General features: G+C 71.8%; 27 protein-coding genes. 9 read left to right on the top strand and 18 right to left on the bottom strand.

Annotated features, from left to right (window positions below; translation table 11 throughout):
• Positions 1-23 precede the first annotated feature (23 nt).
• Positions 24-842, bottom strand: coding sequence for an RNA polymerase sigma factor SigF (locus ACFYWS_RS15820; protein WP_389275557.1), 819 nt, complete (start codon positions 840-842; stop codon positions 24-26).
• 215 nt (positions 843-1,057) lie between these two features.
• On the bottom strand, positions 1,058-1,189 hold the full coding sequence (locus ACFYWS_RS15815) for a hypothetical protein (protein WP_389275554.1): 132 nt from the start codon (positions 1,187-1,189) through the stop codon (positions 1,058-1,060).
• A gap of 207 nt (positions 1,190-1,396) precedes the next feature.
• Between ACFYWS_RS15815 and ACFYWS_RS15810 the strand changes: the two genes are divergently transcribed.
• A complete protein-coding gene (locus ACFYWS_RS15810) occupies positions 1,397-1,816 on the top strand; it encodes a CBS domain-containing protein (RefSeq protein WP_389275728.1) in 420 nt (139 codons plus the stop codon).
• A 32-nt stretch (positions 1,817-1,848) separates the two neighbouring features.
• Positions 1,849-2,391, top strand: coding sequence for a type 1 glutamine amidotransferase domain-containing protein (locus ACFYWS_RS15805; protein WP_389275551.1), 543 nt, complete (start codon positions 1,849-1,851; stop codon positions 2,389-2,391).
• Between the two features lie 31 nt (positions 2,392-2,422).
• Here ACFYWS_RS15805 and ACFYWS_RS15800 read toward each other — a convergent pair whose 3' ends face one another.
• The gene (locus ACFYWS_RS15800) at positions 2,423-4,045 is read right to left on the bottom strand and encodes an ABC-F family ATP-binding cassette domain-containing protein (RefSeq protein WP_389275548.1); all 1,623 of its coding nucleotides are present in this window, start codon (positions 4,043-4,045) and stop codon (positions 2,423-2,425) included.
• Between the two features lie 120 nt (positions 4,046-4,165).
• Here ACFYWS_RS15800 and ACFYWS_RS15795 point away from each other — a divergent pair, with 120 nt between their 5' ends.
• Entirely contained in the window at positions 4,166-5,668 is a 1,503-nt protein-coding gene (locus tag ACFYWS_RS15795; protein ID WP_389275725.1) for a bifunctional phosphatase PAP2/diacylglycerol kinase family protein, read from the top strand.
• A 122-nt stretch (positions 5,669-5,790) separates the two neighbouring features.
• Positions 5,791-6,612 (top strand): class I SAM-dependent methyltransferase, encoded by an 822-nt coding sequence (locus tag ACFYWS_RS15790; RefSeq protein ID WP_389275545.1) that lies wholly within the window; start codon positions 5,791-5,793, stop codon positions 6,610-6,612.
• Positions 6,613-6,624: 12 nt separating this feature from the next.
• Here ACFYWS_RS15790 and ACFYWS_RS15785 read toward each other — a convergent pair whose 3' ends face one another.
• The 14 genes from ACFYWS_RS15785 to ACFYWS_RS15720 all read right to left on the bottom strand — a co-directional run bounded on the left by ACFYWS_RS15785 (position 6,625) and on the right by ACFYWS_RS15720 (position 16,687).
• Positions 6,625-6,906 carry a gas vesicle protein K gene (locus ACFYWS_RS15785; protein ID WP_389275542.1) on the bottom strand — a complete coding sequence of 94 codons (282 nt, stop codon included), beginning with the start codon at positions 6,904-6,906 and terminating at the stop codon, positions 6,625-6,627.
• A complete protein-coding gene (locus ACFYWS_RS15780) occupies positions 6,899-7,096 on the bottom strand; it encodes a gas vesicle protein (RefSeq protein WP_389275539.1) in 198 nt (65 codons plus the stop codon). The genes ACFYWS_RS15785 and ACFYWS_RS15780 overlap by 8 nt, the downstream gene beginning before the upstream one ends.
• Positions 7,093-7,902: a GvpL/GvpF family gas vesicle protein gene (locus ACFYWS_RS15775; RefSeq protein ID WP_389275536.1), complete on the bottom strand. Its 810-nt coding sequence runs from the start codon at positions 7,900-7,902 to the stop codon at positions 7,093-7,095. Before ACFYWS_RS15775 ends, ACFYWS_RS15780 begins: the two co-directional genes overlap by 4 nt.
• Complete coding sequence (gene gvpJ, locus ACFYWS_RS15770; protein ID WP_389275533.1) at positions 7,899-8,261, bottom strand: gas vesicle protein GvpJ; 363 nt, start codon at positions 8,259-8,261, stop codon at positions 7,899-7,901. The genes ACFYWS_RS15775 and gvpJ overlap by 4 nt, the downstream gene beginning before the upstream one ends.
• On the bottom strand, positions 8,258-9,328 hold the full coding sequence (locus tag ACFYWS_RS15765) for an SRPBCC family protein (protein ID WP_389275530.1): 1,071 nt from the start codon (positions 9,326-9,328) through the stop codon (positions 8,258-8,260). Before ACFYWS_RS15765 ends, gvpJ begins: the two co-directional genes overlap by 4 nt.
• Entirely contained in the window at positions 9,321-9,977 is a 657-nt protein-coding gene (locus ACFYWS_RS15760) for a DNA primase (RefSeq protein ID WP_389275527.1), read from the bottom strand. Before ACFYWS_RS15760 ends, ACFYWS_RS15765 begins: the two co-directional genes overlap by 8 nt.
• On the bottom strand, positions 9,974-10,198 hold the full coding sequence (locus ACFYWS_RS15755) for a gas vesicle protein GvpG (protein ID WP_389275524.1): 225 nt from the start codon (positions 10,196-10,198) through the stop codon (positions 9,974-9,976). The genes ACFYWS_RS15760 and ACFYWS_RS15755 overlap by 4 nt, the downstream gene beginning before the upstream one ends.
• Before the next feature lie 4 nt (positions 10,199-10,202).
• The gene (locus ACFYWS_RS15750) at positions 10,203-10,955 is read right to left on the bottom strand and encodes a GvpL/GvpF family gas vesicle protein (RefSeq protein WP_389275520.1); all 753 of its coding nucleotides are present in this window, start codon (positions 10,953-10,955) and stop codon (positions 10,203-10,205) included.
• Positions 10,952-11,386, bottom strand: coding sequence for a gas vesicle structural protein GvpA (locus ACFYWS_RS15745; RefSeq protein WP_389275517.1), 435 nt, complete (start codon positions 11,384-11,386; stop codon positions 10,952-10,954). Before ACFYWS_RS15745 ends, ACFYWS_RS15750 begins: the two co-directional genes overlap by 4 nt.
• A 62-nt stretch (positions 11,387-11,448) precedes the next feature.
• Positions 11,449-11,799, bottom strand: coding sequence for a gas vesicle protein (locus ACFYWS_RS15740; RefSeq protein WP_389275514.1), 351 nt, complete (start codon positions 11,797-11,799; stop codon positions 11,449-11,451).
• Between the two features lie 44 nt (positions 11,800-11,843).
• The gene (gene ligD / locus ACFYWS_RS15735) at positions 11,844-12,731 is read right to left on the bottom strand and encodes a non-homologous end-joining DNA ligase (RefSeq protein ID WP_389275511.1); all 888 of its coding nucleotides are present in this window, start codon (positions 12,729-12,731) and stop codon (positions 11,844-11,846) included.
• Positions 12,732-13,125: 394 nt separating this feature from the next.
• Complete coding sequence (locus ACFYWS_RS15730) at positions 13,126-14,985, bottom strand: transketolase (RefSeq protein ID WP_389275508.1); 1,860 nt, start codon at positions 14,983-14,985, stop codon at positions 13,126-13,128.
• Positions 14,982-16,328 carry an NAD(P)/FAD-dependent oxidoreductase gene (locus tag ACFYWS_RS15725; RefSeq protein ID WP_389275505.1) on the bottom strand — a complete coding sequence of 449 codons (1,347 nt, stop codon included), beginning with the start codon at positions 16,326-16,328 and terminating at the stop codon, positions 14,982-14,984. The genes ACFYWS_RS15730 and ACFYWS_RS15725 overlap by 4 nt, the downstream gene beginning before the upstream one ends.
• A gap of 2 nt (positions 16,329-16,330) precedes the next feature.
• Positions 16,331-16,687: a phage holin family protein gene (locus tag ACFYWS_RS15720; protein WP_389275503.1), complete on the bottom strand. Its 357-nt coding sequence runs from the start codon at positions 16,685-16,687 to the stop codon at positions 16,331-16,333.
• A 102-nt stretch (positions 16,688-16,789) separates the two neighbouring features.
• Here ACFYWS_RS15720 and ACFYWS_RS15715 point away from each other — a divergent pair, with 102 nt between their 5' ends.
• From ACFYWS_RS15715 to ACFYWS_RS15700, 4 genes are all read left to right on the top strand, one after another.
• Positions 16,790-17,164 (top strand): VOC family protein, encoded by a 375-nt coding sequence (locus ACFYWS_RS15715; protein WP_389275500.1) that lies wholly within the window; start codon positions 16,790-16,792, stop codon positions 17,162-17,164.
• A gap of 55 nt (positions 17,165-17,219) precedes the next feature.
• Positions 17,220-17,921 carry a GntR family transcriptional regulator gene (locus ACFYWS_RS15710; protein WP_389275498.1) on the top strand — a complete coding sequence of 234 codons (702 nt, stop codon included), beginning with the start codon at positions 17,220-17,222 and terminating at the stop codon, positions 17,919-17,921.
• Positions 17,922-18,071: 150 nt separating this feature from the next.
• Positions 18,072-19,352: an amidohydrolase family protein gene (locus ACFYWS_RS15705; RefSeq protein WP_389275495.1), complete on the top strand. Its 1,281-nt coding sequence runs from the start codon at positions 18,072-18,074 to the stop codon at positions 19,350-19,352.
• A gap of 48 nt (positions 19,353-19,400) precedes the next feature.
• Positions 19,401-20,699 (top strand): amidohydrolase, encoded by a 1,299-nt coding sequence (locus ACFYWS_RS15700; RefSeq protein ID WP_389275492.1) that lies wholly within the window; start codon positions 19,401-19,403, stop codon positions 20,697-20,699.
• 63 nt (positions 20,700-20,762) lie between these two features.
• Here the strand turns inward: ACFYWS_RS15700 and ACFYWS_RS15695 are convergent, their stop codons facing one another.
• On the bottom strand, positions 20,763-22,751 hold the full coding sequence (locus tag ACFYWS_RS15695) for a DUF5107 domain-containing protein (protein ID WP_389275489.1): 1,989 nt from the start codon (positions 22,749-22,751) through the stop codon (positions 20,763-20,765).
• Between the two features lie 214 nt (positions 22,752-22,965).
• On the opposite strand from ACFYWS_RS15695, the gene ACFYWS_RS15690 reads away from it, so the two are divergent.
• Entirely contained in the window at positions 22,966-23,307 is a 342-nt protein-coding gene (locus ACFYWS_RS15690) for a DUF6204 family protein (RefSeq protein WP_389275486.1), read from the top strand.
• Positions 23,308-23,547 lie beyond the last annotated feature (240 nt).

Genomic DNA, 23,547 nt, shown 5'->3' with positions numbered 1-23,547 from the left:
GAGGGCCTTCTTGCGCCGCACTCCTACGCGGCGTCCGAGAGCACCTGGTCGCGCAGGCGGTCGCAGCAGCGGCTGATCAGCCGTGACACGTGCATCTGCGAGATGCCGAGCTGCTCGGCGATCCGGCTCTGCGTCATGTCGCCGAAGAACCGCATGTACAGGATCTCCCGCTCGCGCTCCGGCAGCGCCGCTATCCGCGGTTTGACGGCCTCGCGGTCGACGACGATGTCGAGCGCGGGGTCGACGCTGCCGAGCGCGTCGGACAGCGAGTAGCCGTCCTCACTGCCGGGCAGCTCCGCGTCGAGGGACAGTGCGGTGAAGCTCTCCAGCGCCTCCAGGCCGCTACGGGCCTCGTCCTCGGTCATGTTGGCGTGCTCGGCGATCTCCGCGAGCGTCGGGGCGCGCCCCGAGATGGTCGTGGACAGTTCCTGTCGCGCGAACCGGACCCTGTTGCGCAGGTCCTGGACGCGGCGCGGTACGTGCAGTGTCCACATGTGGTCGCGGAAGTGCCGCTTGATCTCGCCGGTCACGGTGGGAACGGCGTAGCTCTCGAAGGCGTTGCCGCGCTCCGGGTCGTATCGGTCCACGGCCTTGACCAGGCCGAGAGCGGCTACCTGCCGCAGATCCTCGTAGGACTCGCCGCGGTTGCGGAATCGTCCCGCGAGCCGGTCTGCCATCGGCAGCCAGGCCTCGACGACGTCGTGACGCAGTTCCTCGCGCTCGGGCCCGTCCGGCATGTCGGACAGCTGGGCGAATGCCTCGCCGGTGTCGGGGGCGTCGTCGTGCGGGTGGCGTCCACCGGGCTTCACCGGGTTCTGGGGTGAGCTGGTACGCGTGCGCATCTGGATCGCAACTCCCTGAAGGGTGCCTTGAGTTCGATGGTCACCGTGGGAGTGGAGCCCGCAAGATCAGTCGGACACACCCGGGGCGATCCTGCGGATCCAGTGGATACGACAGGGTCGTATCTCTCCCACGGAATGTGCCTCCTGTCCGAAGCACTGTCTTTCGCCTGCCCCTGGGGCATCGCCGCAAACACTGCGGCATCTCCAGCGTGCACTCAACGGGCCGGACGCGCACGTTCACGCGGTTCCGCCTCCTTGGGCCGGGGCAGCAGCCACTCCTCGTACCGTCCGAGGACGAGGACGAGACCCAGCATGCCCGCGGGAATCAGGACCGTCAGCAGCTCCATGACCTGCCCTTCCTGCCGGTCGCCCGAGAGAGGCGACCGTCCCCGGGTCTCCCCGACCGGCCCGGGCAAACCACCAGGTGTCACCGCGAAGCGGTCGGGTACACATCGGGGTCAATGCCCTTACGGATGACGGGATTAGCAGCAGGTCGGTCGGGTACCTGGGCCGGGATCACGGTGCACCCGGCAATGCAGAAAGGCCGAATAGCGATGGCCGATGTGGTGAGAGAAGTCATGACCCCCGGCGTGGTCTCGGTACGCCCCGACGCCTCGCTGGTCGAGGCCGCCCAGCTGATGCGGGCGCAGGACATCGGGGATGTACTGGTGGCGGACGAGGCGCAGGTCGTGGGCGTACTCACGGACCGTGACATCGCGCTGCGGGCCGTGGCCGACGGGGCCGATCCGCTCACGGTGAGCGCCGAGGCGGTGTGCACTCCCCATCCGGTCGTGATCGGCCCGGACGACGAGGTGTCCACCGCGGTGGCGCTGATGCGCGAGTACGCCGTGCGCCGCCTGCCGGTGGTGCAGGACGGGCACGCGGTCGGGATGGTCAGCCTGGGTGATCTGGCGCTGACCCAGGACCCGGCGTCGGCGCTCGCCGACATCAGCAGCCGGCCCGAGAACACCTGAACAGCACTATTCAGCAAGGGAGTTGACCGACCATGCGGATCGCGTTCCTGGTGGCGCCGGAGGGGACCGAGCAGGTTGAGCTGACGGACCCCTGGCAGGCGGTACGGGACGCGGGTGGCGAACCCGTGCTCGTATCGACCAAGCAGGGTGAGATCCAGGCCTTCGACCACCTCGACAAGGCGGACAAGTTTCCGGTCGACAAGACGGTGGCGTCCCTCGGGTCGTCGGCGGACGGCTTCGACGCGCTGGTGCTGCCGGGCGGCGTGGCCAACCCGGACCAGCTGCGCACGGACCCCGAAGCGGTCGCGTTCGTACGGGACTTCTTCGACCGGGGTCTGCCCGTCGCGGCGATCTGCCACGCGGCGTGGACGCTGGTCGAGGCCGACGTGGTGCGCGACCGCACGCTGACCTCGTACCCGAGCCTGGCCACCGACATCCGCAACGCGGGCGGCACCTGGGTCGACGAGCAGGTGAAGGTCTGCACGGCCGGCCCGAACGTACTGGTGACCAGCCGCCGCCCGGACGACCTCAAGGCCTTCGACGCGGCGCTGCTGAAGCAGGTCAGCGGCACGTAGGTTGCGGCCTCGGGGCTCCGCCCCGGGAGCGCTACCTCGCGCGCTCCACTCGCCGCTCGTCCCAGACCGGCTCGGACGTCTCGCGGACGCGACCGTCCGAGCCGAACACCAGGTAGCGGTCGAAGGCCCGGGCGAACCACCGGTCGTGCGTGACCGCGAGGACCGTGCCGTCGAAGGACTCCAGGCCCTCCTGAAGCGCTTCCGCCGACTCCAGGTCGAGGTTGTCCGTGGGCTCGTCAAGGAGCAGCGCGGTCGCGCCCTCCAGTTCGAGCAGCAGGATCTGGAAGCGGGCCTGCTGGCCACCCGACAGACGCTCGAACTTCTGCTCCGCCTGACCGGTCAGCTCGTAGCGGCGCAGCAGCGACATCGCCGCTCCCTTGTCCTTCGCGTGATCGCGCCACAGGATGTCGAGGAGCGGCCTGCCCTGGAGCTCGGGGTGGGCGTGGGTCTGGGCGAAGTGCCCCGGCACGACGCGCGCGCCGAGCTTCCACGCGCCCGTGTGCCCCACGGAGTCGTCGCCCGCGAGGAGGCGCAGGAAGTGCGACTTCCCCGAGCCGTTCGAGCCGAGGACCGCGACCCGCTCGCCGTAGAAGACCTCCAGCGAGAAGGGCTGCATGAGGCCGGTCAGTTCCAGGCCCTCGACGGTCACCGCACGGATGCCGGTGCGGCCGCCCTTCAGGCGCATCGTGATGTCCTGCTCGCGCGGCGGCTCCGGCGGCGGGCCCGCCTCCTCGAACTTGCGCAGACGCGTCTGCGCCGCCGCGTACCGGGAGGCCATTTCGTGGCTGACGGAGGCCGCCTGCCGCAGGTTGAGCACCAGCTTCTTCAGCTGCGCGTGCTTCTCGTCCCAGCGGCGGCGCAGCTCCTCGAAGCGCGCGAAACGCTCGCGGCGCGCCTCGTGGTACGTGGAGAAGCCCGCGCCGTGCACCCACGCGTCGGCCCCGCCGGGGCTCGGCTCGACGCTGACGATCTTCTCCGCGGAGCGGGCGAGCAGCTCCCGGTCGTGGGAGACGAACAGGATGGTCTTGCGGGTCTCGCGGAGCTTCTCCTCCAGCCAGCGCTTGCCGGGGACGTCCAGGTAGTTGTCCGGCTCGTCGAGGAGGAGGACCTCGTCATTGCCGCGCAGCAGCGCTTCCAGGACGAGGCGCTTCTGCTCGCCGCCGGAGAGGGTGCTCGCCTCGCGGAACTGGACCTTGTCGTACGGCACGCCCAGCGCCGCCGTCGTGCACATGTCCCAGAGGGTCTCCGCCTCGTAGCCCTGCGCCTCGGCCCAGTCGGAGAGGGCCTGCGCGTACGTCATCTGCGCGGCCTCGTCGTCGACGGTCATGATCAGGTGCTCGGCCTCGTCGACCGCCTTCGCCGCCTCCCTGATGCGCGGAGAGGACACCGATACGAGGAGGTCACGGACGGTCGTCCCGTCGCGGACCGACCCGACGAACTGGCGCATCACACCGAGGCCGCCGCCGACGGTGACCGAGCCGCCGTGCGGCCGCAGCTCGCCGGAGATCAGCCGCAGGAGAGTCGTCTTTCCCGCTCCGTTCGGCCCGACGAGCGCGACGACCGCGCCCTCGCCGACCCGGAACGAGACATCGCCGAGCAGCGCCCTCCCGTCGGGGAGGTAGTACTCAAGATGTGCCGCTTCCAGATGTCCCATGATCCCGCATTCTGGACGCCCGTGCGGGTGACGGGCAAACGAATTGGTCCGCGGGCTTCGGATGCGGACCCCTGACCGGGGTACCAGTCATCCATGTCGCCCCTGAAGTCGCTGAATTCGATGAAGCAGTTCTCCACGCGTTCGTTCCTTGATACGACGCCGCCCGTGCCCCCTACGCTGCGCGACCGGCTCGCCGCGCTCGACGTGCGTGTCTTCGAGTACGCCGCGGGAGCGCGCTGGCCGGGCGCCGAGCGGGTCCTGCCGCGCCTGAGCCGGTCCGCGAACCACGGTGTGCTGTGGTTCGCGGTGGGCGGGGCGCTCGCCGTGTCCGGATCGCCGCGCGCCCGCCGGGCCGCCGTGCGCGGAGTGGCGTCCCTCGCGCTCGCCTCGGCCACCATCAACACCCTCGGGAAGCGCTCGGTGCGCCGGGCGCGGCCCGCGCTCGACCCGGTGCCGCTGGTGCGCCGGCTGAAGCGGCAGCCGTTCACGACGTCCTTCCCGTCCGGGCACGCGGCCTCGGCCGCGGCCTTCGCTACGGGCGTGGCCCTGGAGTCCCGTGGCCTCGGCGCGCTCGTCGCCCCCGTGGCGTTCTCGGTGGCGGCCTCCCGCGTCTACACCGGCGCCCACTTCCCCGCCGATGTCATCGCGGGCGCGGCCCTCGGCGCGGGCGCGGCCTTCGCGGTGCGCGGCCTGGTGCCGACCCGCGACCAGATGCCGGCGCCTGGCCGGCCCCTGGTGGACGACGTGCCGGCGCTGCCGGGCGGCGAGGGCCTGGTGATGGTCGTGAACAACGGCGCGGGCACCCCGGAGCGGGCGCGGGCCCTGCGGGACGCGCTGCCCCACGCCGAGTACATCGAGTGCGCAGGCGACGAACTCGAGCAACAGCTGGACAAGGCGGCGCCGCGCGCCCGCGCGCTCGGCATCTCGGGCGGCGACGGCTCCGTGAACACGGCCGCGCGCGTGGCGCTCCGCCACAACCTGCCGCTCGCGGTGCTGCCCGGCGGCACCCTCAACCACTTCGCGTACGACCTGGGCATCGAGGACACCGGCGATCTGGTGAGCGCCGTCGAGGGCGGTCACGCCGTCGCCGTGGACGTGGGCCGCTTCTCGTCCGAGTGCGGCTCCGGGATCTTCCTCAACACCCTCAGCCTGGGTGCCTATCCGGAGCTTGTGCGGGAGCGGCAGCGCTGGTCGGGGCGGGTCGGCGGGCGGCTCGCGGATGTCGTGGCGGCGCTGTACGTGCTGCGCCGCGACCATCCGCTGAGCGTCGAACTGCAGGGCAGGCGGCGGCCGTTGTGGCTGCTGTTCGCCGGGAACTGCACGTACCGGCGGATGGGTCTGACCGCGGGCCGGCGCGCGAACCTGGCCGACGGGCTGCTCGACGTGCGCACGGTGGACGGCGGCCGGCTGCCCGGCGTGCGGCTGCTCGCGGCGGCTCTCTCGGGGCCGCTGTCCCGCTCGCCGTTCCACGCGGCGACCCGTCTGACGCGGCTGCGGGTGGACGGTGTGGCGCCGGGCACCCCGCTCGCCTTCGACGGCGAAGTCACCGAGTGCGGCGGGGAGTTGTGGGTGGACAAGGAGCACGAGGGGCTGCGCGTGTACCGGCCGCACTCGCTGCTCTGACCCGACCCCTACTGTCCACCATCCAAGATGGGTATCTCAGAATGCGGCTGGCGGGCGTACGGTGATCGGACCGTCGGGGGCGGGTGCCCCCGGCGGTCCGCCGTACGCGAAGGGATCGAGTCATGCCGCAGGAGACCGCCGTATACACCCACGGCCACCACGAGTCCGTGCTCCGCTCGCACACCTGGCGCACCGCCGCCAACTCGGCGGCCTACCTGCTCGATTCACTCAAGCCGCACATGAAGGTCCTGGACATCGGCTGCGGCCCCGGCACCATCACCGCCGACCTGGCCGCACTGGTCCCCGACGGGCATGTCACCGGCGCCGACCACGCCGAGGGCATCCTGGACCAGGCGCGCGCCACGGCCGCCGAACGCGGCCTGACCAACGTCGACTTCACGACGGCGGACGTGCACGCGCTCGACTGGCCGGACGACACGTTCTGCGTCGTGCACGCGCACCAGGTGCTCCAGCACGTGGGCGACCCGGTGCAGGCACTGCGCGAGATGCGCCGCGTGACGAAGCCCGGCGGGATCATCGCCGTACGGGAGTCCGACTACGCGGCGTTCTCCTGGTTCCCGCGGCTGCCCGCCATGGACGACTGGCTGGACCTGTACGAGCGGGTCACCCGCGACAACGGCGGTGAGCCGGACGCCGGGCGCTTCCTGAAGTCATGGGCCCTGAAGGCCGGTTTCGCACAGGAGGACATCACGTGCTCCGCCGGTACGTGGTGCTACTCGACGCCCGAGGAGATCGCCTGGTGGAGCGGGCTGTGGGCGGACCGCACGCTGGCCTCCGCGTACGCCGAGCGGGCGACGGGCGGCGGGCACGCCACGCCCGAGCAACTGACCGCCGTGTCACGGGCGTGGCGGGAGTGGGGCACGCACGAGGACGCGTGGTTCGGCGTCATGCACGGGGAGCTCCTCGGCCGCAAGCCCCGCTGACCGCACGGCGGTTCAGCCACGGGGCAGCAGCGGGCCCAGCGGTCCGAGGTCGATGTTCAGGTCCTCGGGCCGCAGCCCGTAACGCTCGCGCAGCTGCTCCATGCGATCCTCCAGGAGCATCAGGGTGAGACCGACCCGCTCCTCCTCGTCCTCCGACAGATCACCGATGTCGAAGCGGCGGACCGCCTGCCGCTCCATGAGCTGGCGCAGCAGCTCGACGAGGGTGAGGACGAGCTTCATCAGGTCGCGTTCGACCGTGTCGGGTTCGAGTTCGATGCGGCGGCGTTCACTCACGGTCCATCACCTCTGGCCAGGGCGAGGGGACTTGCTCGTTCACCGAGCTGATCAGGGCGTTGAGGTCGATGCGTACCAGGTCGACATCGGCGATCCGCAGGGTGATGTCCCCCGCGAGGACGACGCCGCCCGCGAGCAGCCGGTCGAGGAGGTCGACCAGGGCGATCTCACGCCGTTCGACGACCGTCACGTGTCTCCCTCCTCTCCCGAACCCTCTCCCGAATCCTCTTCCGACGTGAACGAGTAGCCCGCCCACGGCCCGGTCAGCTCGACCCGCAGATCCGGCTCGCGGTCCTTCGTCGCGTCGACGCGCTCCACGAACTCCTCCGCGCCCGAACGCTCCACGAGATACGCCGCGTTGAGCACGTTCATGCCGCTGGCGCGCGAGAGTTCCGGGTTCTGCGGCGGGTGGACGCGGGTGTGCGCGGCGTGCCGGGACAGCTCGTCGTGCAGCTCCTGCGCGAAGCCCTCGGCGCGCCGCCAGCTGTCGTCGCGCGCGGTGCGCTCGGCGCGGCGGCGGCGCAGGTAGTCACGGCCTGACGAGGCCGCGACGGCCGGCGCGGAGGCCCGCGCCGGGGCCTCGGGCTCCTCGACGTACACCTTCACGCCCCACTCCACGCGCCCCGCGAGGCGGTCGAGGCCGGTACGGAAGCGCCGCTCCTCCTGCTCCATCATGAGCCGTACGGCGCTGTCGTCGCGGAAGACCGTGGCGAGGCGCAGCGGGAGCGGGCTGGTGACCGTGGTGAGCGCCGCGATCACGTTCTGGTGGGCGCGGGCCGTCTCGGTGAGCCAGTCCAGGTCCTCCAGGTGGGCACGGAGCGCCGCCTCGGAGAAGTCCCGCTCGGGCACGGAGCCGACGACCGCGACGAGGCCCTGGTGCTCCAGCTGCCGGGGCGGGCCGCCCGCCACGCCGGTGAGTTCGGCCTGGAGCGGGGCGCCGAGCGGGTGGCACACGGCGTACACATAGCGCAGCTCGCGCGGTTCGTCGGTGGTCAAGCGGACCCCCTCCGGTCTTCGTTCCATTCTTCGGCCCGTTCTTCCGTCCGGCCCTCGGTGAGTTCGCCGAGGGTGGCGAGGCGCTCCTTCAACTCGGCGTTCTCCCTCGCGAGTTCCTTGCGGCGGGCGCCGGAGGAGAGGGCCGGGTCGTCCTCCCACCAGTCGATGCCCATCTCCTTGGCCTTGTCGACCGAGGCGACGATCAGGCGCAGTTTGATGGTGAGCAGTTCGATGTCGAGCAGGTTGATCCGGATGTCGCCCGCGATGACGATGCCCTTGTCGAGGACGCGCTCCAGGATGTCGGCGAGGTTGGCCCCGCCGTCACCCCGGGGCTCGGGCAGACGGCTCGCCGTCGTCATCGGCGGGCCCCACTCTCGGCGTGCTCCCGCTCCCGCGGGGGCTCTTCGCCCTCTTCCTCGTACTCCTCGTACTCCTCGTCGTCGGCGTCGTCGGCCTCGGCCTCGGCCTCGGGCTCGCCTTCGTCCGGTTCCTCGTCGCTCTCGTCGGCCTCGTCGTACTCCTCGGGCTCGTCGGAGTCGTACGCGTCGGAGGGCTTGTCCAGCTCCTGCTCCTGCTCCTCCTCGGCGAGCGCGTCCTCGTGCGAGAGCACGACCTCGCCCTCCTCGATCTCGCCGCGCCATCCCTCGGGCGCCTCGCCGCGCAGTGTCACGTACCGCGCGAAGTGCTTGAGGTCGAGGCGGGCCCTGCGGCCCTGGGCGCGCCAGATGTTGCCGGTCTTCTCGAACAGACCCTTCGGGTAGTACTCGATGAGGAGCAGCACCCGGGTGAGCCGGTCGGCCATCGGGTGGAAGGAGACGACGCCCTTCGTGGTGCCCTTGGCGCCCTCCGAGGTCCAGGCGATCCGGTCGTCCGGATGCTGGTCGGTGGTGTGCGCCTTCCAACTCCGGTTGGACCAGAAGACCTTGAGCTGCCAGTCGGAGGTGACGTCGTCGGCGCGGTTCGCGTTCTTGACGCCCTTCGCGAAGGTGCTGAAGTCCTGGTACTGCGTCCACTGGTCGTACGCGGTGCGCAGGTCGACGCCGACGTCGATGAACTCGATGATGACGGTGGGCTTCTTGCCCGCGCCGCCCTTGCGCTTGCCCTTCCCCTTGCCGCCGGCGAGGTTCTTGAACGCGCCGACGACATTGTCCTTGAGGTGACTCGCGCCGAGCTCCACCGCGCTGCGCACCGGGCCCTTGCCCTCGGCGAGCTTGCGGCCGCCGTCGAGCGCCAGCTTGGCGAAGCCGGGGCTGTTGCCGTCGGCGATGTCGTTCAGCTTCACGGTGGTCTCGCCGAGCCTGCGGCCCGCGCCGATGAGCAGTCGCTGGGCCTGGGCGGCGAGGTACTCCTGCAGTTCCGCCTTGAGATGGTCGGCGGCCTCGCTCTTGGCGAGACCACCGAGCCCGTCACTCGTACGGTCAGCCACGGCTCCGGCCTCCCTTCGCGGCGGTCTTCTTGGCGGCGGTCGTCTTGGACCCCTGCGGCCTCACCGCGCGCTTCTTCGCGGGCGCCTTCTTGGCGGCCGGCTGCTTCGCGCTCCTGGCCGCGGCGGGGCGGCGGCCCTCCTGGGCCTCTTCCTTGCGCTCCCCTTCCTGGCGCTCCCCTTCCTTGCGCTCCTCTCCCTCGTACCCCTCTTCCTCGTGCTCAGCTTCCTCGTGCTCCGCTTCGTCGGTCCCGCGGTCACGGCCACGGACTCGGCCCGACGCGGCTCCGGTGACCCGCTCGCCCGCGTCCCGTACGTCGTCCGTGTCCGGGACGACGCCCTCGATCTGGTCGCGGACACCCTGCGTACGGCTGTGCAGGCGCCCCGCGAGGCCCTCGATCTGGCGCTCGACGAGCGCGCCCGACGCCGCCTTGCCCACACCGCGCAGATCGTCGCGCAGCTGGTCGCCGACCTCCTTGAACTGCGGGTTGTTCGCCAACTGCGTGCGCGCCATGTCGGCGATCGCACTCGGGCTCAGGTTCAGCCGCTTGCCCGCGACCATCGTGCCGACGGCGATCGCCAGCTTCATCTTCTTCGTACGTCCGAGGACGTAACCGGCCCCTATCGCGAGGCCGAGCGCTGTTCGGTTCAAGGTCCCTCCAAACGGTCGAGGAGCTCGTCCTCGACGCGGTCGAACGTGGCCTCGTCGATCTCGCCCGAGACCAACTGCTCCTCCAGGCGAGCGAGTTCGGCGCGTACGGCCGCCGGGTCGTAGTACTGCCGCTCTGCTTCGGTGAGCACCTGCTGCACGGCCCACAGGGATCCGCGCACCGGAGCGAGCGGCAGCAACAGCAGCTCCGAGATCAGGCCCATGGGATCAGTCCGCCGTGGCCGCGGGCTCCGAAGGGCCCGGCTCGACGAAGCTGTACGGGGGCAGCGGCCCGTTGACCGTGAGGTCGATGTACGGGTGGCTGCGGCGCAGGTCCTCGACGGCGGCGAGGAAGTGCTCGGCCGACTCCTTGTCGACGAGGAACGAGACGTTGGCCAGCCAGCCCGTGCTCTCGGGTCCCGTCGACACCGCGGAGGCCGCGGGTTCGAGCAGGTGCTGGAGCTCGATCGCGTCCTCGGTCTCGCGGGCCTGCACGGCGGCCACGACCAGCTCGCCGAGGCGCAGCCGATCCTCGTAAGAGCCGCCGCCCGCCTGCCTGTTGGCCTCGGTGCGCGCGCGGACATCGGGGTTGTCGACCATCACCTGGTGCAGCACCGCTTCCTCGTCGTGCCGCGCCTTGACGTTGTACTCGACCTTGCCGTCGAGCTCCCGCAGCCGTTCCTGGTAGTGGTCCGCGCGCTCGGCGAGCACCGCCGAGACCGACTCGTCGTCGGGGGCGAGGGAACCGAACCGCATCGGCAGCACGGGTCCCCCGGCGCCCGCCTCTGCGAGCACGCTCTGGTGGGCGAGCAGATCGCGGCGCTTGGGCCGCAGGCCTTCGGGGGCCTCACTGACGAGTGCCGCGAGCGAGCCCTCCTTGACGACGCGCAGCTCGCGCGCCGGATCTCCGATGCCGCCCATGCCCGTGGGCAGGGAGGGGTGTTCGGAGCTCGCGATGGCGTAGATGTACGTGCTGCTCACTCCTGCTCCTCCTTACGGCGGCTCGGGGCGGACCTGCGGCTGCCGGAACCGGATCGCCTCGGCTCCGCCTGGCCCTCCTCGCGGGCCTGGGTGAAGGCGTCGGAGACGGTCTGCGCGGCGCCCGAGAGCGCGCCCTTGGTCTTGCCGCGGGCGCCGGACTCCATACTGTCGCCGACCATGTCGGTCAGCCCGGACGGCTTCTTGGATCCGGTCTCCAGGTCGAGCCTGTTGCAGGCCTCGGCGAAGCGGAGATAGGTGTCGACACTGGCGACGACGACCCTGACGTCGATCTTCAGGATCTCGATGCCGACCAGCGAGACGCGGACGAACGCGTCGATGACGAGCCCACGGTCCAGTACGAGTTCGAGCACGTCGTACAGGCCGCTGGTGCCGCCACCGCCACCACTCTGTTGTGCGGGGACAACGGTCATGGGGACAGGTCCTCCCTGTCTGTGTAGTGCGCGATTTGCGGTTCGAGGCGGGGTGCGGCTCGCTAGCGGCCGCCCTGTCCGTTCGCCGGCTCGGAGCGTCCGCGCTCGTAGCGGCGGATGCGTCGGTAGCCCGTGAGGACGCCTTGCGGGTCCAGGCTCACCTGGTAGCTCGCCAGCAGGCTCATGGTGTCGGGGACCCGGGCCACTTCAAGGACCTCGATCTCCAACTCCCAGCCGTCCTGCGTGCGTTCGAAGGACGACACGGTCTCGGCCGCCATACCGGTGAGCTCCGCCAGTTGGGCGCGCGCTTCGCGCAGCACCTCCATCGGGCCCGGTGTGCCGCCCGCCTCGGTGGTCTTGTCGTCGCCGGGCTCACGCTCCGACGACGCTTGCGTCTTTTTTGTATGTGTCATGGCAGCCTCGGTCACCGGGTCTCCACAGACGCCGGGGGCAAACCTCAACTTCCTTGCCGGGAGCGGAGTTTGCTCCAGGCGGGGCCGAGCGAGCGGCCCTTGCCGAGCAGTCCGTTCCACGGGTCGGTGCGTGCCTGCTCGACCGCGTTCGCGATGGTCCAGTGCTGGGCGCCGACCGCGGGGGCGCCGAGCTGCCGCCAGGTCAGAGGCGCCGCGACGGGGGCGCCCGGCCTGGCGCGTACCGAGTACGGGGCGACGGCGGTCTGGGCGTAGGCGTTGCGCAGCACGTCCAGGTAGAGGCGGTCTCCGCGGTCCTTCTTGCGCGGGGCCGTGGTGAGCGCGTCGGGGTGTTCGCCGGCGAGTGCGTCGGCGACCTGCCGTGCGAAGTCCCGTACCTCGTCGAAGTCCTGGCTCCTGTCGAGGGGTACGACGATGTGGACGCCGCGGGAGCCGGTGGTCATCGGGGCGCTGGGCAGGCCCAGGTCGTCCAGCAGCGCGTGCAGCAGGCGGGCCGCCTCGCGCACGGTCTCGAAGTCGTCCCCTGACGGGTCGAGGTCGAAGACCAGCCGGTCGGGGTGGTCGATGTCGTCGGCGCGCGACAGCCAGCGGTGCAGGGTGAGGGCGGCCTGGTCGACGAGGAAGATCAGGGTGGCCGTGTCGTCGCACATGGTGTGGGTGACCGTGCCGCCCTCTTTCGGCACCTCTGTGCGGTGGATCCAGTCCGGGTAGTGGTCCGGGGTGTCCTTCTGCATGAACCGGGGGCCATCGGGGCCGTCGGGGTGGCGTTCGAGCATCAGGGGGCGGTGGCGGAGGTGCGGGAGCGCGAATGGGGCGATGGCGCGGTAGTAGGTGGCGAGGTCGTGCTTGGTGACATGGTCCGGCAGGAGCACCTTGTCGGGTCGCCGGATTTCTACGTTTCGGCTGTCCGCCATCGGGGCCTCCTCTTCTTGTCGCGCTGCACCGTGGCTGCGCTCCTGGGGCTCCGCCCCAGACCCCGCTGCTCAATCGCCGCAGGGGCTTGATAGATCAGGCCTCACCGCAGATTTGAGCCGCAGGGTGAGGACAATCAAGCCCCGCCGGCGATTGAGGCGCAGGGTGAGGACAATCAAGCCCGCCGCAGGACTGAAGCGCAACGCGGGGACAATTAAGCCCCGCCGACGATTGAGGCGCAGGGTGAGGACAATCAAGCCCGCCGCAAGACTGAAGCGCAAGGTGGGGACAATCAAGCCCGCCGCAGGATTGAAGCGCAACGCGGGGATAATTAAGCCCCGCCGGCGATTGAGGCGCGGGGTCTGGGGCGGAGCCCCAGGGGCGTAACCGCGGGGGTCATGACGTGACCGCGTGCTCGGTCAAGAGGGTGACCGCCGCAACGATCCCATCCGCATCGATCCCGGCCGCGGCCAGTTGCTCACCAGGCGTCGCGGAACCCGGAACCGTACGGACACCCAACCGGGCGAACCGCGGAGCCGGCTCCGCGTCGGAGAAGGCCTCGGCCACCGCGTCCCCGATACCACCCTGCTCCCGGTGGTCCTCCACCGTGAGCAGACACCCGGTCGCCCGCGCAGCCTCCCGCAGGGTGGACCGGTCGACCGGCTTCACCGAGTACAGGTCGATCACGCGGACCGGGATACCGGCCGCCGCGAGCTCGTCCGCCGCCTTCAGCGCCTCATGGACCGTGACGCCCGCCGCGACGACCGTCACCCGGTCACTGTCGCCGGAGCGCAGCACCTTGCTGCCGCCGACCGGGAAGTCCTCGTGCGGCGGGTAGATCACCGGCGCCGCGCCGCGCGAGGTGCGCAGGTAGCGGATGCCGGTCAAGTCGGCCATGTGGGCGATGAGTTGCGCCGTCTGGTTGGCGTCGCAGGGGTAGAGGACGGTGGTGTCGTGGATGGCGCGGAACATCGCCAGGTCCTCCAGGCCCATCTGGGACGGGCCGTCCTGACCGATCGCGACGCCCGCGTGCGAGCCGACGAGGTTGATGTCCGCGCCACTGATGGACGCCATCCGGATGAAGTCGTGGGCCCGGGTCAGGAACGCCGCGAAGGTACCCGCGTACGGCAGCCATCCACGCGCGCTCAACCCCACGGCCGTGGCGACGAGTTGCTGTTCGGCGATGTAGCACTCGCCGTACCGCTCGGGGTGCTCCTTCGCGAACATCTCGGTGCGCGTGGAGTCGCCGACCTCGCCGTCGAGCGCGACGACGTCGCCGCGCGCGGAACCGAGGGCGACGAGCGCCTGACCGTAGGCGTCACGGGTGGCGACCTCGTCGCCGACGTCGAAGCGGGGCAGGTCGAGGTGTCCGCTGCGCACCGCGTGCAGGATGCGCGCGGCGGGCGGCGCCTGCACCGACACGCGTACGCCGCGGTCTCCGCCGAGTTCCTCGATGGCCTCCGCGGCGTCCGGCAGCGGCTTGCCGTGCGCGCCCTCGCGGTCCTCCGCCGCCGCGACGCCCTTGCCCTTGAGGGTGCGGGCGATGATCGCCGTGGGCCGGCCGACGGTCGACGCGGCTTCCGCGTACGCGCGGTCGATGTCCGCCACGTCGTGCCCGTCGACGACGACGGTGTGCCAGTCGAAGGCCTTGAAGCGGCGGGCGTAGGCGTCGAGGTCGTGGCCGTGCCGGGTGGGTCCGCGCTGGCCGAGCCGGTTGACGTCGACGATCGCGGTGAGGTTGTCGAGCTGCTCGTACCCGGCGTACTCGGCGGCCTCCCACACCGAGCCCTCGGCCATCTCGCTGTCGCCGCACAGGACGTACACCTGGTAGCCGACCCGGTCGAGCCGCTTGCCGGACCAGGCGATGCCGGCCGCGACCGGGAGCCCCTGGCCCAGCGATCCGGTGGCCGTCTCGACCCAGGGCAGGCTGCGTGGCGTCGGATGGCCCTCAAGGCGGCTGTCGCGCTTGCGGAAGGTGAGAAGTTCGGCGTCGTTGAGTGCGCCGGCCGCCTTGTACGCCGCGTAGAGGAGCGGCGACGCGTGACCCTTGGAGAGGACGAAGCGGTCGTTGCCGGGATGGGCGGGGCGGTCGAAGTCGTAGCGGAAGTGGCGGCCGAAGAGGACGGCCAACAGGTCGGCGGCGGACATCGAGGAGGTGGGGTGCCCGGAGCCCGCGGCGTCGGCCGCGCGGACCGAGTCCACCCTCAACTGCTGCCCGAGGGCACGGAGTTCGGCTTCACTGTATGTCGTGGTCACGAGGTACCTCCCTGGTTCTTTTCGCGGCCCGCGTCACCGTCGTCGGGTACGCGGGCCAGCTCCGGCGAGGCCGTGTCGAGCGGCACGGACGCGGAGCGTACGAGGCCCAACTGGACGGCCTGGCGCGGCAGTACGGAGTCGAGCAGCCAGTCGGCGGCGACCCGCACCCGGTTCCCGGGCATCGCGGCCAGGTGATAGCCGCGGGTGACGGCGCCCGCGAGCGGTCCGGACAGCGGGACGCCCAGCGGGTTCGCGGCGGCCTGCACACCGCCGAGGTCGACGGTGAAGCCGAGGTCCTTGTGCCGGTAGTCGCGGCGTTCGCCCTTGCCGAGGGACGCGGCGACGTTCAGGCCCGCGACGCGTCCCTGCCGCCAGGCGTGCTGCGCGGTCATCGGCGTGTACTCACCCGGTTTCTCCAGGTCGGGCACCGCGGCCGCGTCACCGCACGCGAACACGTCGGGGTGTCCCGGCACGTTCAGATACGGGTCGACGAGCAGCCGCCCGCGCTCCAGGGGCCGCCCGAGTTCGGCGACGAGCGGGTCCGGGCGGACGCCGACGCACCACACGAGCGTACGGGTGTGGACGAACTCGCCGTCGTCCAGCAGGACGCCGTCCTTCGTGGCCTCCTTCACGGAGGTCTTGGGCCGTATCTCGACGCCGCGTCGGCGCAGCACGCTGTCGGCGGTCCGGGAGAGGTGCTGATCGAGTTCCGGAAGGACGCGCGGCGCGAGGTCGAGCAGCATCCAGCGCGGGCGGATACCGTGGCGCAGCGGCTTCTTCTTCACGAGCGCGTCGGTCAACAGCTGTCCCTGCGCGGCGACTTCGGTGCCGGTGTAACCGGCGCCGACCACGACGAAGGTGCAGCGGGCCCGGCACTCCTGAGGAGTGTCGGAGGACGCGGCGAGTTCGATCTGCCGGGTGACGTGGTCGCGCAGGTACAGCGCCTCCGGCATGCCGCGGAAGCCGTGCGCGTGCTCGGCGACGCCGGGCACCGGCAGCAGCTTGTTCACGCTGCCGACGGCCAGGACGAGGCGGTCGTACTCCAGGGTGCCGCGCCCGCCCTCCGGGTCGGTGTAGGTGACGACCCGGTCGTCGAAGTCCACGCCGTCGGCCTCACCGAGCACGAGCCGCGCGTGCGGCAGCGTCCCCGACAGCGACACGGTCACCCGTCGCGGTTCGAGCGTGCCCGCGGCGACCTGCGGCAGCAGGGGGAGGTACAGAAAGTAGTCGGTGGGGTTGAGCAGGGTGACATCGACGGCGTCGCGGGCCATCCGCGTGAGCATGCGGGCGGCCCGGTAGCCGGCGAATCCGGCTCCGACGATGACGACTCGGGATCGGCTCACGTTCACGCTCCAGGCGTCGGCGGTGCGGTGGGCATCGGCGGCGCGGTGGGTGCCGGGGGCCGGCCGGGTCGCGCCGCGCTCCGCAGTACGTACGCCGCGACGGCGAGCACCACGGCGACCACCAGGGCCGCGCCCCAGTCCGGCACGCCGAGGGCGAGGACGAGTCCGAGCGCGAGCGCCAGTGCCGCCCCGGCGTACAGCGCGGCGGCGCCGGCTCCCGCGTACAGGGCGGCCCGGCGTCGCTGCGCCCGCACGGTCGCGGTGAACTCCTCGCGCAGCGTCTCGCGGACGGCGTGCGTGACCCGTCCGGCCAGCTCGTCGGTCAGCTGCTCGTTGATGTGTTCGCCCATGCGTTCCATGCGCGCCGGGTACCCGTGCCCCGCTCCGCGTAACGACGGCCGTCGCGCCCGCTTCCGCGAAACGATCACGCGCTCCCGGCCGCTCCTACTAGGCTCCTCCGTATGGAAATCCTGGGAACCACGCTGCGCATCTGCGTCGAGGACCTGGAGTCCTCGGTCGCGTTCTACGAGAACCTCACGGGCAGCCCAGCGCTGCGGTTCGAGCGCGGCGGGGTCTCGGTGGCCGCGGTCGGCTGTTTCCTGCTGATGAGCGGGCCACCCGCGGAGATCGACGTGCTGCGCAAGGTCGCCGCGACGATCGCGGTCGCCGATGTCGAGGAGGCCGGCATGCTGCTCACCGCCTCTGGCGCCAAGGTCATCGCGGGCCCGGTGCCGAGCCCGGCGGGCCGCAATCTGATCGCGATGCACCCCGACGGCTCGGTCTTCGAGTACGTGGACCGCCAGGCGCAGCCCGAGGATCCCGCCGCCCAGGCCTGATCGGCGGCGCGGCACGTATCCTCGCCCGGGGCACGACGGGCGAAGGACGGTGCACGTGGCGGGCAGCACAGCGGGGTCGGACGAGGGGCACCAGGGGAAGGCGCCCCTGAGCGCGCAGGCGCGGGAGGCGGTGCGGCAGCGCATCGTGGACCGCCGCTACCCGATGGGCGCGCGGCTCGTGGAGCGGGAGGTCGCCGAGGAGCTGCGGATGTCGCGGGTCCCGGTGCGGGAGGCGCTGCGCGCGCTCGTCGCGGAGGGCCTGCTGGAACTGCTGCCGCGCAGTGGTGTGCGGGTGCGCCGCCTGGAGCGGGCCGACGTACGGCATCTGTACGAGGTGTGGGAGCCACTCGCCGTGCAGGCCTCGCGGCTCGCGGCGCGGACGCTCAACGCGCAGGACCCGCCCTCACTGGCCGCGCTGCGCGCCTGCCTCGACCGGGCCGAGAAGGCGGCCGCGGCCGACGAGGGCACGCGCGAGGTGGCCGCGCACACCGAGTTCCACGAGGAGATCGTGGCGCTCGCCGGGAATCCGCTGCTCGCCCGCACGATGGAGCAGCTGAGCTGGCAGCTCCAGCTGCTGTTCGGGCTGCGCGAGGAGCCCGCGCACATGCGGGCGCAGCACGCGGACATCTTCCGGCACATCGCGGCGGGCGACGAGGAGCTGGCGGTGGCGAGCACGCTGCTGCACGTCAGGGACAGCCGGGCGGTGGCGCTGAGGTCGTTGTTCGGTGACGCGGCTTTGTATACCGAGAGCGATTGACCTCTCCGCCTCCCTCGGAACTCCCCCGAAACCTCCCCATACAAAAAGGGCATTGATCCGCAATAGGCAGGGTGACCTTGTCGGGCGCCCCAGGTTGGTATACAAAAAGGCGGGCCAGTCCATCCTCGTATCCCCCCGCCAGGAGCCCCCATGTGCGTCGAGCCCGCCGAGCCGCCGTCCAGCCGACTGACCCGCCGCGGCGTCCTCGCCGCGTCCGCCGTGCTCGCGGGCACCGCGACCGCCCTCGGCTCCGGCGCCTCCACGGCATCCGCCGCACCCCGCCGCCCGGCCGCCGCGCCCCGCGCCGGTGATCTGGTCGTCGACGGCGGCACCCTGCTCGACCCGGCCACCGGCGAGGTGACCGAGGACGCGGTCGTCGTGATCCGCGACGGCGTGGTGCGCGCGGCCGGCGCACGTGACCGCGTCGACGTGCCCAAGGACGTGCCGCGCCTCGCCGCGCACGGCCGCTGGGTGCTGCCCGGACTCGTCGACGCGCACATCCACCTCAACACCGCGACCGAGGCCCTCGACGCGGTCCGCAAGGGCGCCACCAGCGCGCGCAGCGGCTCCACGAACTTCTACCAGGACATCGCCGTAAGGGAGTTGGCCCGCCAGGCACCCGAACTCGCGCCCCGCCTGAAGGCCGCCGGCATCTTCGTCACGCCCGACCTCGGCGACACCGTCCTCGGCGACCCGGACCTCACCCCGCTGGCCCGCCTCAAGGACGGCGTGCGGTCCGCCGAGGCGCTGCGCCGCGTCGTCGAGGTGAACCTCAAGCGCGGCGCCGACGTCATCAAGACGCGGGTCAACGAGCGCGCGGGGCTTGCCGAGCAGGACCCGCTGGAGCAGGTCTACTCGCGCGAGCAGCTGTCCGAGATCGTCACGGCGGCGGGGCGCGGCGGCAAGGGCGTCCTCTGCCACAGCTACAGCGAGAAGGGCTGCCACGACGCGGTGCTCGCGGGCATCCACTCCCTGGAGCACGGCGCGTTCGTCAGTGAGCGCACGCTGGCCGAGATGCGCCGCCGCGGCACGTTCTTCACCCCGACCCTCGGCGCGATCGCGGGCATGATCGGCTCCGACGACCCGGTCCTCGACGAGCGCGGCCGCACCTACCTGCCGCTGCTCAAGAAGGCGGCCCTTGCCGCGCACGAGATGGGTGTGCCGCTGGCCGCCGGCACGGACTCCTCCGGCGGCACCGTCGACCCGATCGGCGGCGAGGTCGAGCTGATGCGCTCGGCGGGCCTCAGCGCGCTCGACGCGATCCGTACGGCCACCACCGGAGCGGCGAAGCTGCTCGGCCTCGAAGGCACCGTGGGCCGCCTCGCGCGCGGCAGCGCGGGCGACGTGCTGCTGGTCGACGGCGACCCGCTGGCCGACGTCTCGGTGCTCAAGAAGCCGGTGGGTGTGGTGCGTTCGGGCATCGCGATCTGACCGTCGTACACGTTCAACGGTCGTACACGTTCAACGAAGGAGAACGGCATGACTCCTCCCCTGTCCCGGCGCGGTGTCCTCGCGGGTGCGGCCTCGATCGGCGGTGCGGCCCTCGGGGCGACGACGGCTACGCAGGCGCAGGCGCGCCCCGCCGAGGCCCGACGCCCCGCCAAGGCCGTGGTCTTCCGCGACGTCCGCCCCTTCGGCGCCCGCGAGTCCGTGGATCTGACGGTGGTCGACGGGAAGTTCACGGGCGGCCCTGCCCCCGCCCACGCGAGGATCGTCGACGGTGGCGGCCGGATCGCCCTGCCGTCCCTGGTGGACGCGCACATCCACCCCGACAAGACGACCTGGGGCAGCGACTGGATCTCGCGGAAGCCGGCGGACGGCATCGCCGACTACTGCGAGCAGGACGTCGAGGTGTTCCGTACGCAGAAGCGCCCGGTCGGCGAGCGGGCGTACGGACTGATGTCGCACGCCGTGACCCGCGGCACCCGCGCGATGCGGGCGCACGCCGACGTGGCTCCGGCCTACGGCCTGGCAGGGGTCGAGGGCATCGCGCAGGCGCGGGACCGGCTCGCGGACGCGCTCGACGTGCAGATCGTGGCGTTCCCGCAGCACGGCGTGGTGCGCACGCCGGGCACCGCGGAGCTGCTGAGGGCCGCGGCGCGGGACGGGCTCGTCGACATGGTCGGCGGCATCGACCCGGTCAGCTTCGACAACGCCATGGACGAGCAGCTCGACCTGGTCTTCGACCTCGCGGACCGCTACGGCGTCGGCGTCGACATCCACCTCCACGACCGCGACGAGAAGGGCACGAAGGTGCTGCGCGGCATCGTCGAGCGCACGAAGGCGCTGTCGCTGCGCGGCAAGGTGACGGTGAGTCACGTCTTCTGCCTGCCGCTTCTGGACGATGCCGAACTGACGGCTATGGCAAAGGACTTGTCCGATCTGGACATCGCCCTGACCACGGTCGCGCCGAGCGCGGAGCTGGTCCTGCCGATCGCCGAGCTGAAGGAGCACGGGGTGCGGGTCGGGCTCGGCTCGGACGGGGTGCGGGACTCCTGGAGCCCGTTCGGCAACGCGGACATGCTGCACCGGGCGCACATCCTCGGCTGGGTCACCGATGTCCGCCTCGACGATGAGCTGACCGCGTGTTACACGGCCGGGGCGCATGGTGGGGCCGACGTGATGGCGTTGCCGCGGGTCGAGTTCAAGGCGGGTGACCCGGCGGACTTCGTGCTGGTGCGTGGGGAGTGCGTGCCGCAGGTGGTGGTGGACATGCCGCAGCGGGACGTTGTCGTTCATGGGGGTCACGTGGTGGCGCGGAACGGGGAGTTGGTGTAGCCACCCCGTGGCGTGGTGCTCACCCACTCCCACGCCACGGGGCTCCGCCCCGGACCCCGCGCCTCAATCGCCGGCGGGGCTTGAGAGGCCCGGTCGCATTCGGAACTCGTACCGGGGTGGCAGCGGATCACCCGGTGCGGCCACCTTCGCCCACACCTCGCCGAGCGTCTCCGCGCCCTCCCGCAGATCCGCCACCTCGAAGCCCTCGTCGAAGATGGCGCAGGCCGCGGACAACTCGCCTTCCGCACACAGGAGTTGCGCCTCCATCAAGCGGAAGCGCCCCCGCTCCCGCGTGGCCGGGTGCAGGCCGTCCCACACCGTGCGGGCGGCCGCCACCCGCCCCGCCGCGAGCAGCGCCCCGATCGCCTCCCGGCCGAGGGCCGCGCACGTCGCGCGCCACGGCTCCCCGTCGTCGCGGCGCTCCGCGCACAGGTCGTCGAAGGCCTCGGCGTAGCGGTCGGCCGCACGCTCCGTGTTGCCGTCCGCCGCGTCGGCCACGGCGAGGCAGCGCAGGAACGGCCACAGCGAGGGCGCCAGTTCGAGCCCGCGCTCCCAGCTGCGTACGGCCTGCGCCCGGTCACCCGCGTGCCACTGCGCGACGCCCAGGTGGTACTCGGCCTGCGGCCGGGCGGGCGCCGTCTCCAGCATGTCCCGCCAGGGCGGGGCGACGAGGGTGGGTCCGGGCGGGCCGACCCGGCGCTGCTCCGGGAAGACGCCCGATTCGAGCAGCTCGCGCCACGGCGCCTGCGCCTCGCCGAGCGTCGACTCGTCGAACGGCGTACCCGCCAACTTCCAGCCCGCGCGCAGCACTTCGAGCGCGCCCCACCCGGAGCCGACCGCGAGCCGCTCCCCCGGTTCGGTGTCGGCGCAGGCCCGCCACGCCTCGTACGCGGCGTCGACGTCGGCGCGCGGCAGCGCATCCTCAAGTCGCCGCTCCACCTCGCCGGTGGCGCGGCCCCAACTCCCGCCCGAATGCACGGCGTCGGCGTCCGCCGACAGCGGCCCGTACGCCTCCAGCCAGCTGAACTCGCCCTCCGGCTCCAGGCGTACGTGCTCCAACTGCGTGCGCGCGAGCCCCGCCTGGATCTCGGAGTAGCCACCCGTGCCGGGCTCGGTCAGCCACTGCTGCCAGCGCCGCCCGCCCGTCCCCGCGCCCCACACGAACAGCTTCCGGCCGCGCAGCAGGTCGGTCGACGTCTGCACGAGCCCGTGCCCCGCGTCGTCGAGCGCGGCTATCCAGCGGCGCCGCCCGTCCTCGACCTCGTAGAAATAGTCGGCGGGGAACTCACTGTTGAGCGGGTAGGTGCGGTCGACTCCCCCGTACTCCGGCACGGGTACGCGGCTCAGCGTCTGCTCGTACGCGAAGTACCAGGCCTCGTCGGCCGGTGCGAGCACGCGGTGCTCCTCGGGCACCGCGATGTTGGACCACCAGTAGGTGGGCGCGGGCTTCTCGTGCGGATTGCGGACGCGTACCCCGACGTACAGGAAGTCGGAGCCCTCGGGCAGCCACAGGTCCACCTGGAACGGCAGGTCGCGCAACCGCTCCCACTCCCACAGGCGCAGCATGTCCCCGCCGTCGGGGGCGGGCACGCGCGCGGCGTGCAGCGGGGCGCAGGACAGGGCGGTGTGGCCGGTCGCGCCGATGTTCCACTCGATGCCGCCGGAGAACCAGGCGCCGTTGAGCGCGAAGTCGGCGGGCTGGAACACCGGGTTGCGGTAAAGGAGTTCGCGTTCGGTCGGCTTGTGGAACAGGGAGGCGATCCGGCCCCCGAGGCCCGGCAGTACGGTCACCCGCAGCCGGTCGTTCTCGATCACGATCGTGTCGAGGTCGAGGGGCTCCCGGTCGCGCCCGTACCCGTCGCGTATCCGCTCGGGCAGCACACTGCGCAGCGGCCGGTAGCCGACCTGCCGGGCCATGTCGAGCGGCATGTCGGCCTTGGCGCGCTCGTCGACCTCGTGCATCTCGTCGAGTGGCCGCAGCGGCGGCAGCGGATTGTCCGGGCCCAGGTGCACGCCCGGCAGGGTCAGTACCGCACGGCGGATCTCGGTCACGTCGGCCTCCCGTCGCCAGGGGCGCGGCCCGCCCCCGGATGACCATCGAACATGCTCCCGCGGGAGCTGACCAGGGGGTCCTCCGGTCAGGATTGCGCAAAGCCGGGCGGGAGCCGGCGGCGGGCGCCGCGAAATTGCGTGGGCGTCCCGCCCGCCCCGACGTACGCTGGCCTCTTCGGCAGGCAGTACGTACGCCCGAGGAGACCGCACCACCATGGCCGAGAGCCACACGTACCGAGTCATCGTCCGCGCCACCTTCGACGGCCTCACCGACGCGGCGCGGGAGCGGCTGCTCGCCGAGGTCGCCGACCACGAGGGCATCGCCGGCATGAAGTTCGGCCCGGAGGGCTCGCTCGCGTACGACCGCACGCTCAAGCACTTCTCCATGCGGTACGTCGTCGAGTCCGACCCGGACGACGGCGAGGAGATGGCGGGGGCGCTCGCCGAGGAGAAGGCGGAGACGTATCTGAAGGAGCGCGGCTACGGGCACGGGGAGCTGCGCTCGACGGTGACCGACATGGACACCATGAAGATCAACCGGAAGTCGCGCCGCTAGGGCCTGTCTTCAAACTCCCGTCGTCGCCCGGAGGGCGGCGCGGCGGCGTCTGGTGCGTGCGATCGCAAGGCGCCGGGAAGTCCTAGTAGCGGAGCTACTCGGGCTTTTCGGCAACGCAGCGAGCGTGCGTGCCAGGCGTCGCCGGGCAGGCGGGAGTTTGAAGACAGGCCCTAGGGCGCTTCTGATGGATCTCCGCGGGAGAAGGAGCGGCGTTCGGTGCGTGCGATCGCGGTGCGGTCG

The sequence above is a fragment of the Streptomyces sp. NPDC002795 genome (assembly GCF_042888725.1).
In the GTDB taxonomy this organism is placed as follows: Bacteria; Actinomycetota; Actinomycetes; order Streptomycetales; family Streptomycetaceae; genus Streptomyces.
This window is presented reverse-complemented; position numbering and strand designations above follow the sequence as displayed.

Coding starts and splice junctions, on each gene's coding strand:
- ACFYWS_RS15705 (WP_389275495.1), top strand. CDS start 18,072: ATGTGCGTCGAGCCCGCCGAGCCGCCGTCCAGCCGACTGACCCGCCGC.
- ACFYWS_RS15755 (WP_389275524.1), bottom strand. CDS start 10,198: ATGGGCCTGATCTCGGAGCTGCTGTTGCTGCCGCTCGCTCCGGTGCGC.
- ACFYWS_RS15790 (WP_389275545.1), top strand. CDS start 5,791: ATGCCGCAGGAGACCGCCGTATACACCCACGGCCACCACGAGTCCGTG.
- ACFYWS_RS15715 (WP_389275500.1), top strand. CDS start 16,790: ATGGAAATCCTGGGAACCACGCTGCGCATCTGCGTCGAGGACCTGGAG.
- gvpJ (WP_389275533.1), bottom strand. CDS start 8,261: ATGACGACGGCGAGCCGTCTGCCCGAGCCCCGGGGTGACGGCGGGGCC.
- ACFYWS_RS15815 (WP_389275554.1), bottom strand. CDS start 1,189: ATGGAGCTGCTGACGGTCCTGATTCCCGCGGGCATGCTGGGTCTCGTC.
- ACFYWS_RS15740 (WP_389275514.1), bottom strand. CDS start 11,799: ATGACACATACAAAAAAGACGCAAGCGTCGTCGGAGCGTGAGCCCGGC.
- ACFYWS_RS15795 (WP_389275725.1), top strand. CDS start 4,166: ATGAAGCAGTTCTCCACGCGTTCGTTCCTTGATACGACGCCGCCCGTG.
- ACFYWS_RS15810 (WP_389275728.1), top strand. CDS start 1,397: ATGGCCGATGTGGTGAGAGAAGTCATGACCCCCGGCGTGGTCTCGGTA.
- ligD (WP_389275511.1), bottom strand. CDS start 12,731: ATGGCGGACAGCCGAAACGTAGAAATCCGGCGACCCGACAAGGTGCTC.
- ACFYWS_RS15700 (WP_389275492.1), top strand. CDS start 19,401: ATGACTCCTCCCCTGTCCCGGCGCGGTGTCCTCGCGGGTGCGGCCTCG.
- ACFYWS_RS15720 (WP_389275503.1), bottom strand. CDS start 16,687: ATGGAACGCATGGGCGAACACATCAACGAGCAGCTGACCGACGAGCTG.
- ACFYWS_RS15690 (WP_389275486.1), top strand. CDS start 22,966: ATGGCCGAGAGCCACACGTACCGAGTCATCGTCCGCGCCACCTTCGAC.
- ACFYWS_RS15745 (WP_389275517.1), bottom strand. CDS start 11,386: ATGACCGTTGTCCCCGCACAACAGAGTGGTGGCGGTGGCGGCACCAGC.
- ACFYWS_RS15820 (WP_389275557.1), bottom strand. CDS start 842: ATGCGCACGCGTACCAGCTCACCCCAGAACCCGGTGAAGCCCGGTGGA.
- ACFYWS_RS15805 (WP_389275551.1), top strand. CDS start 1,849: ATGCGGATCGCGTTCCTGGTGGCGCCGGAGGGGACCGAGCAGGTTGAG.
- ACFYWS_RS15800 (WP_389275548.1), bottom strand. CDS start 4,045: ATGGGACATCTGGAAGCGGCACATCTTGAGTACTACCTCCCCGACGGG.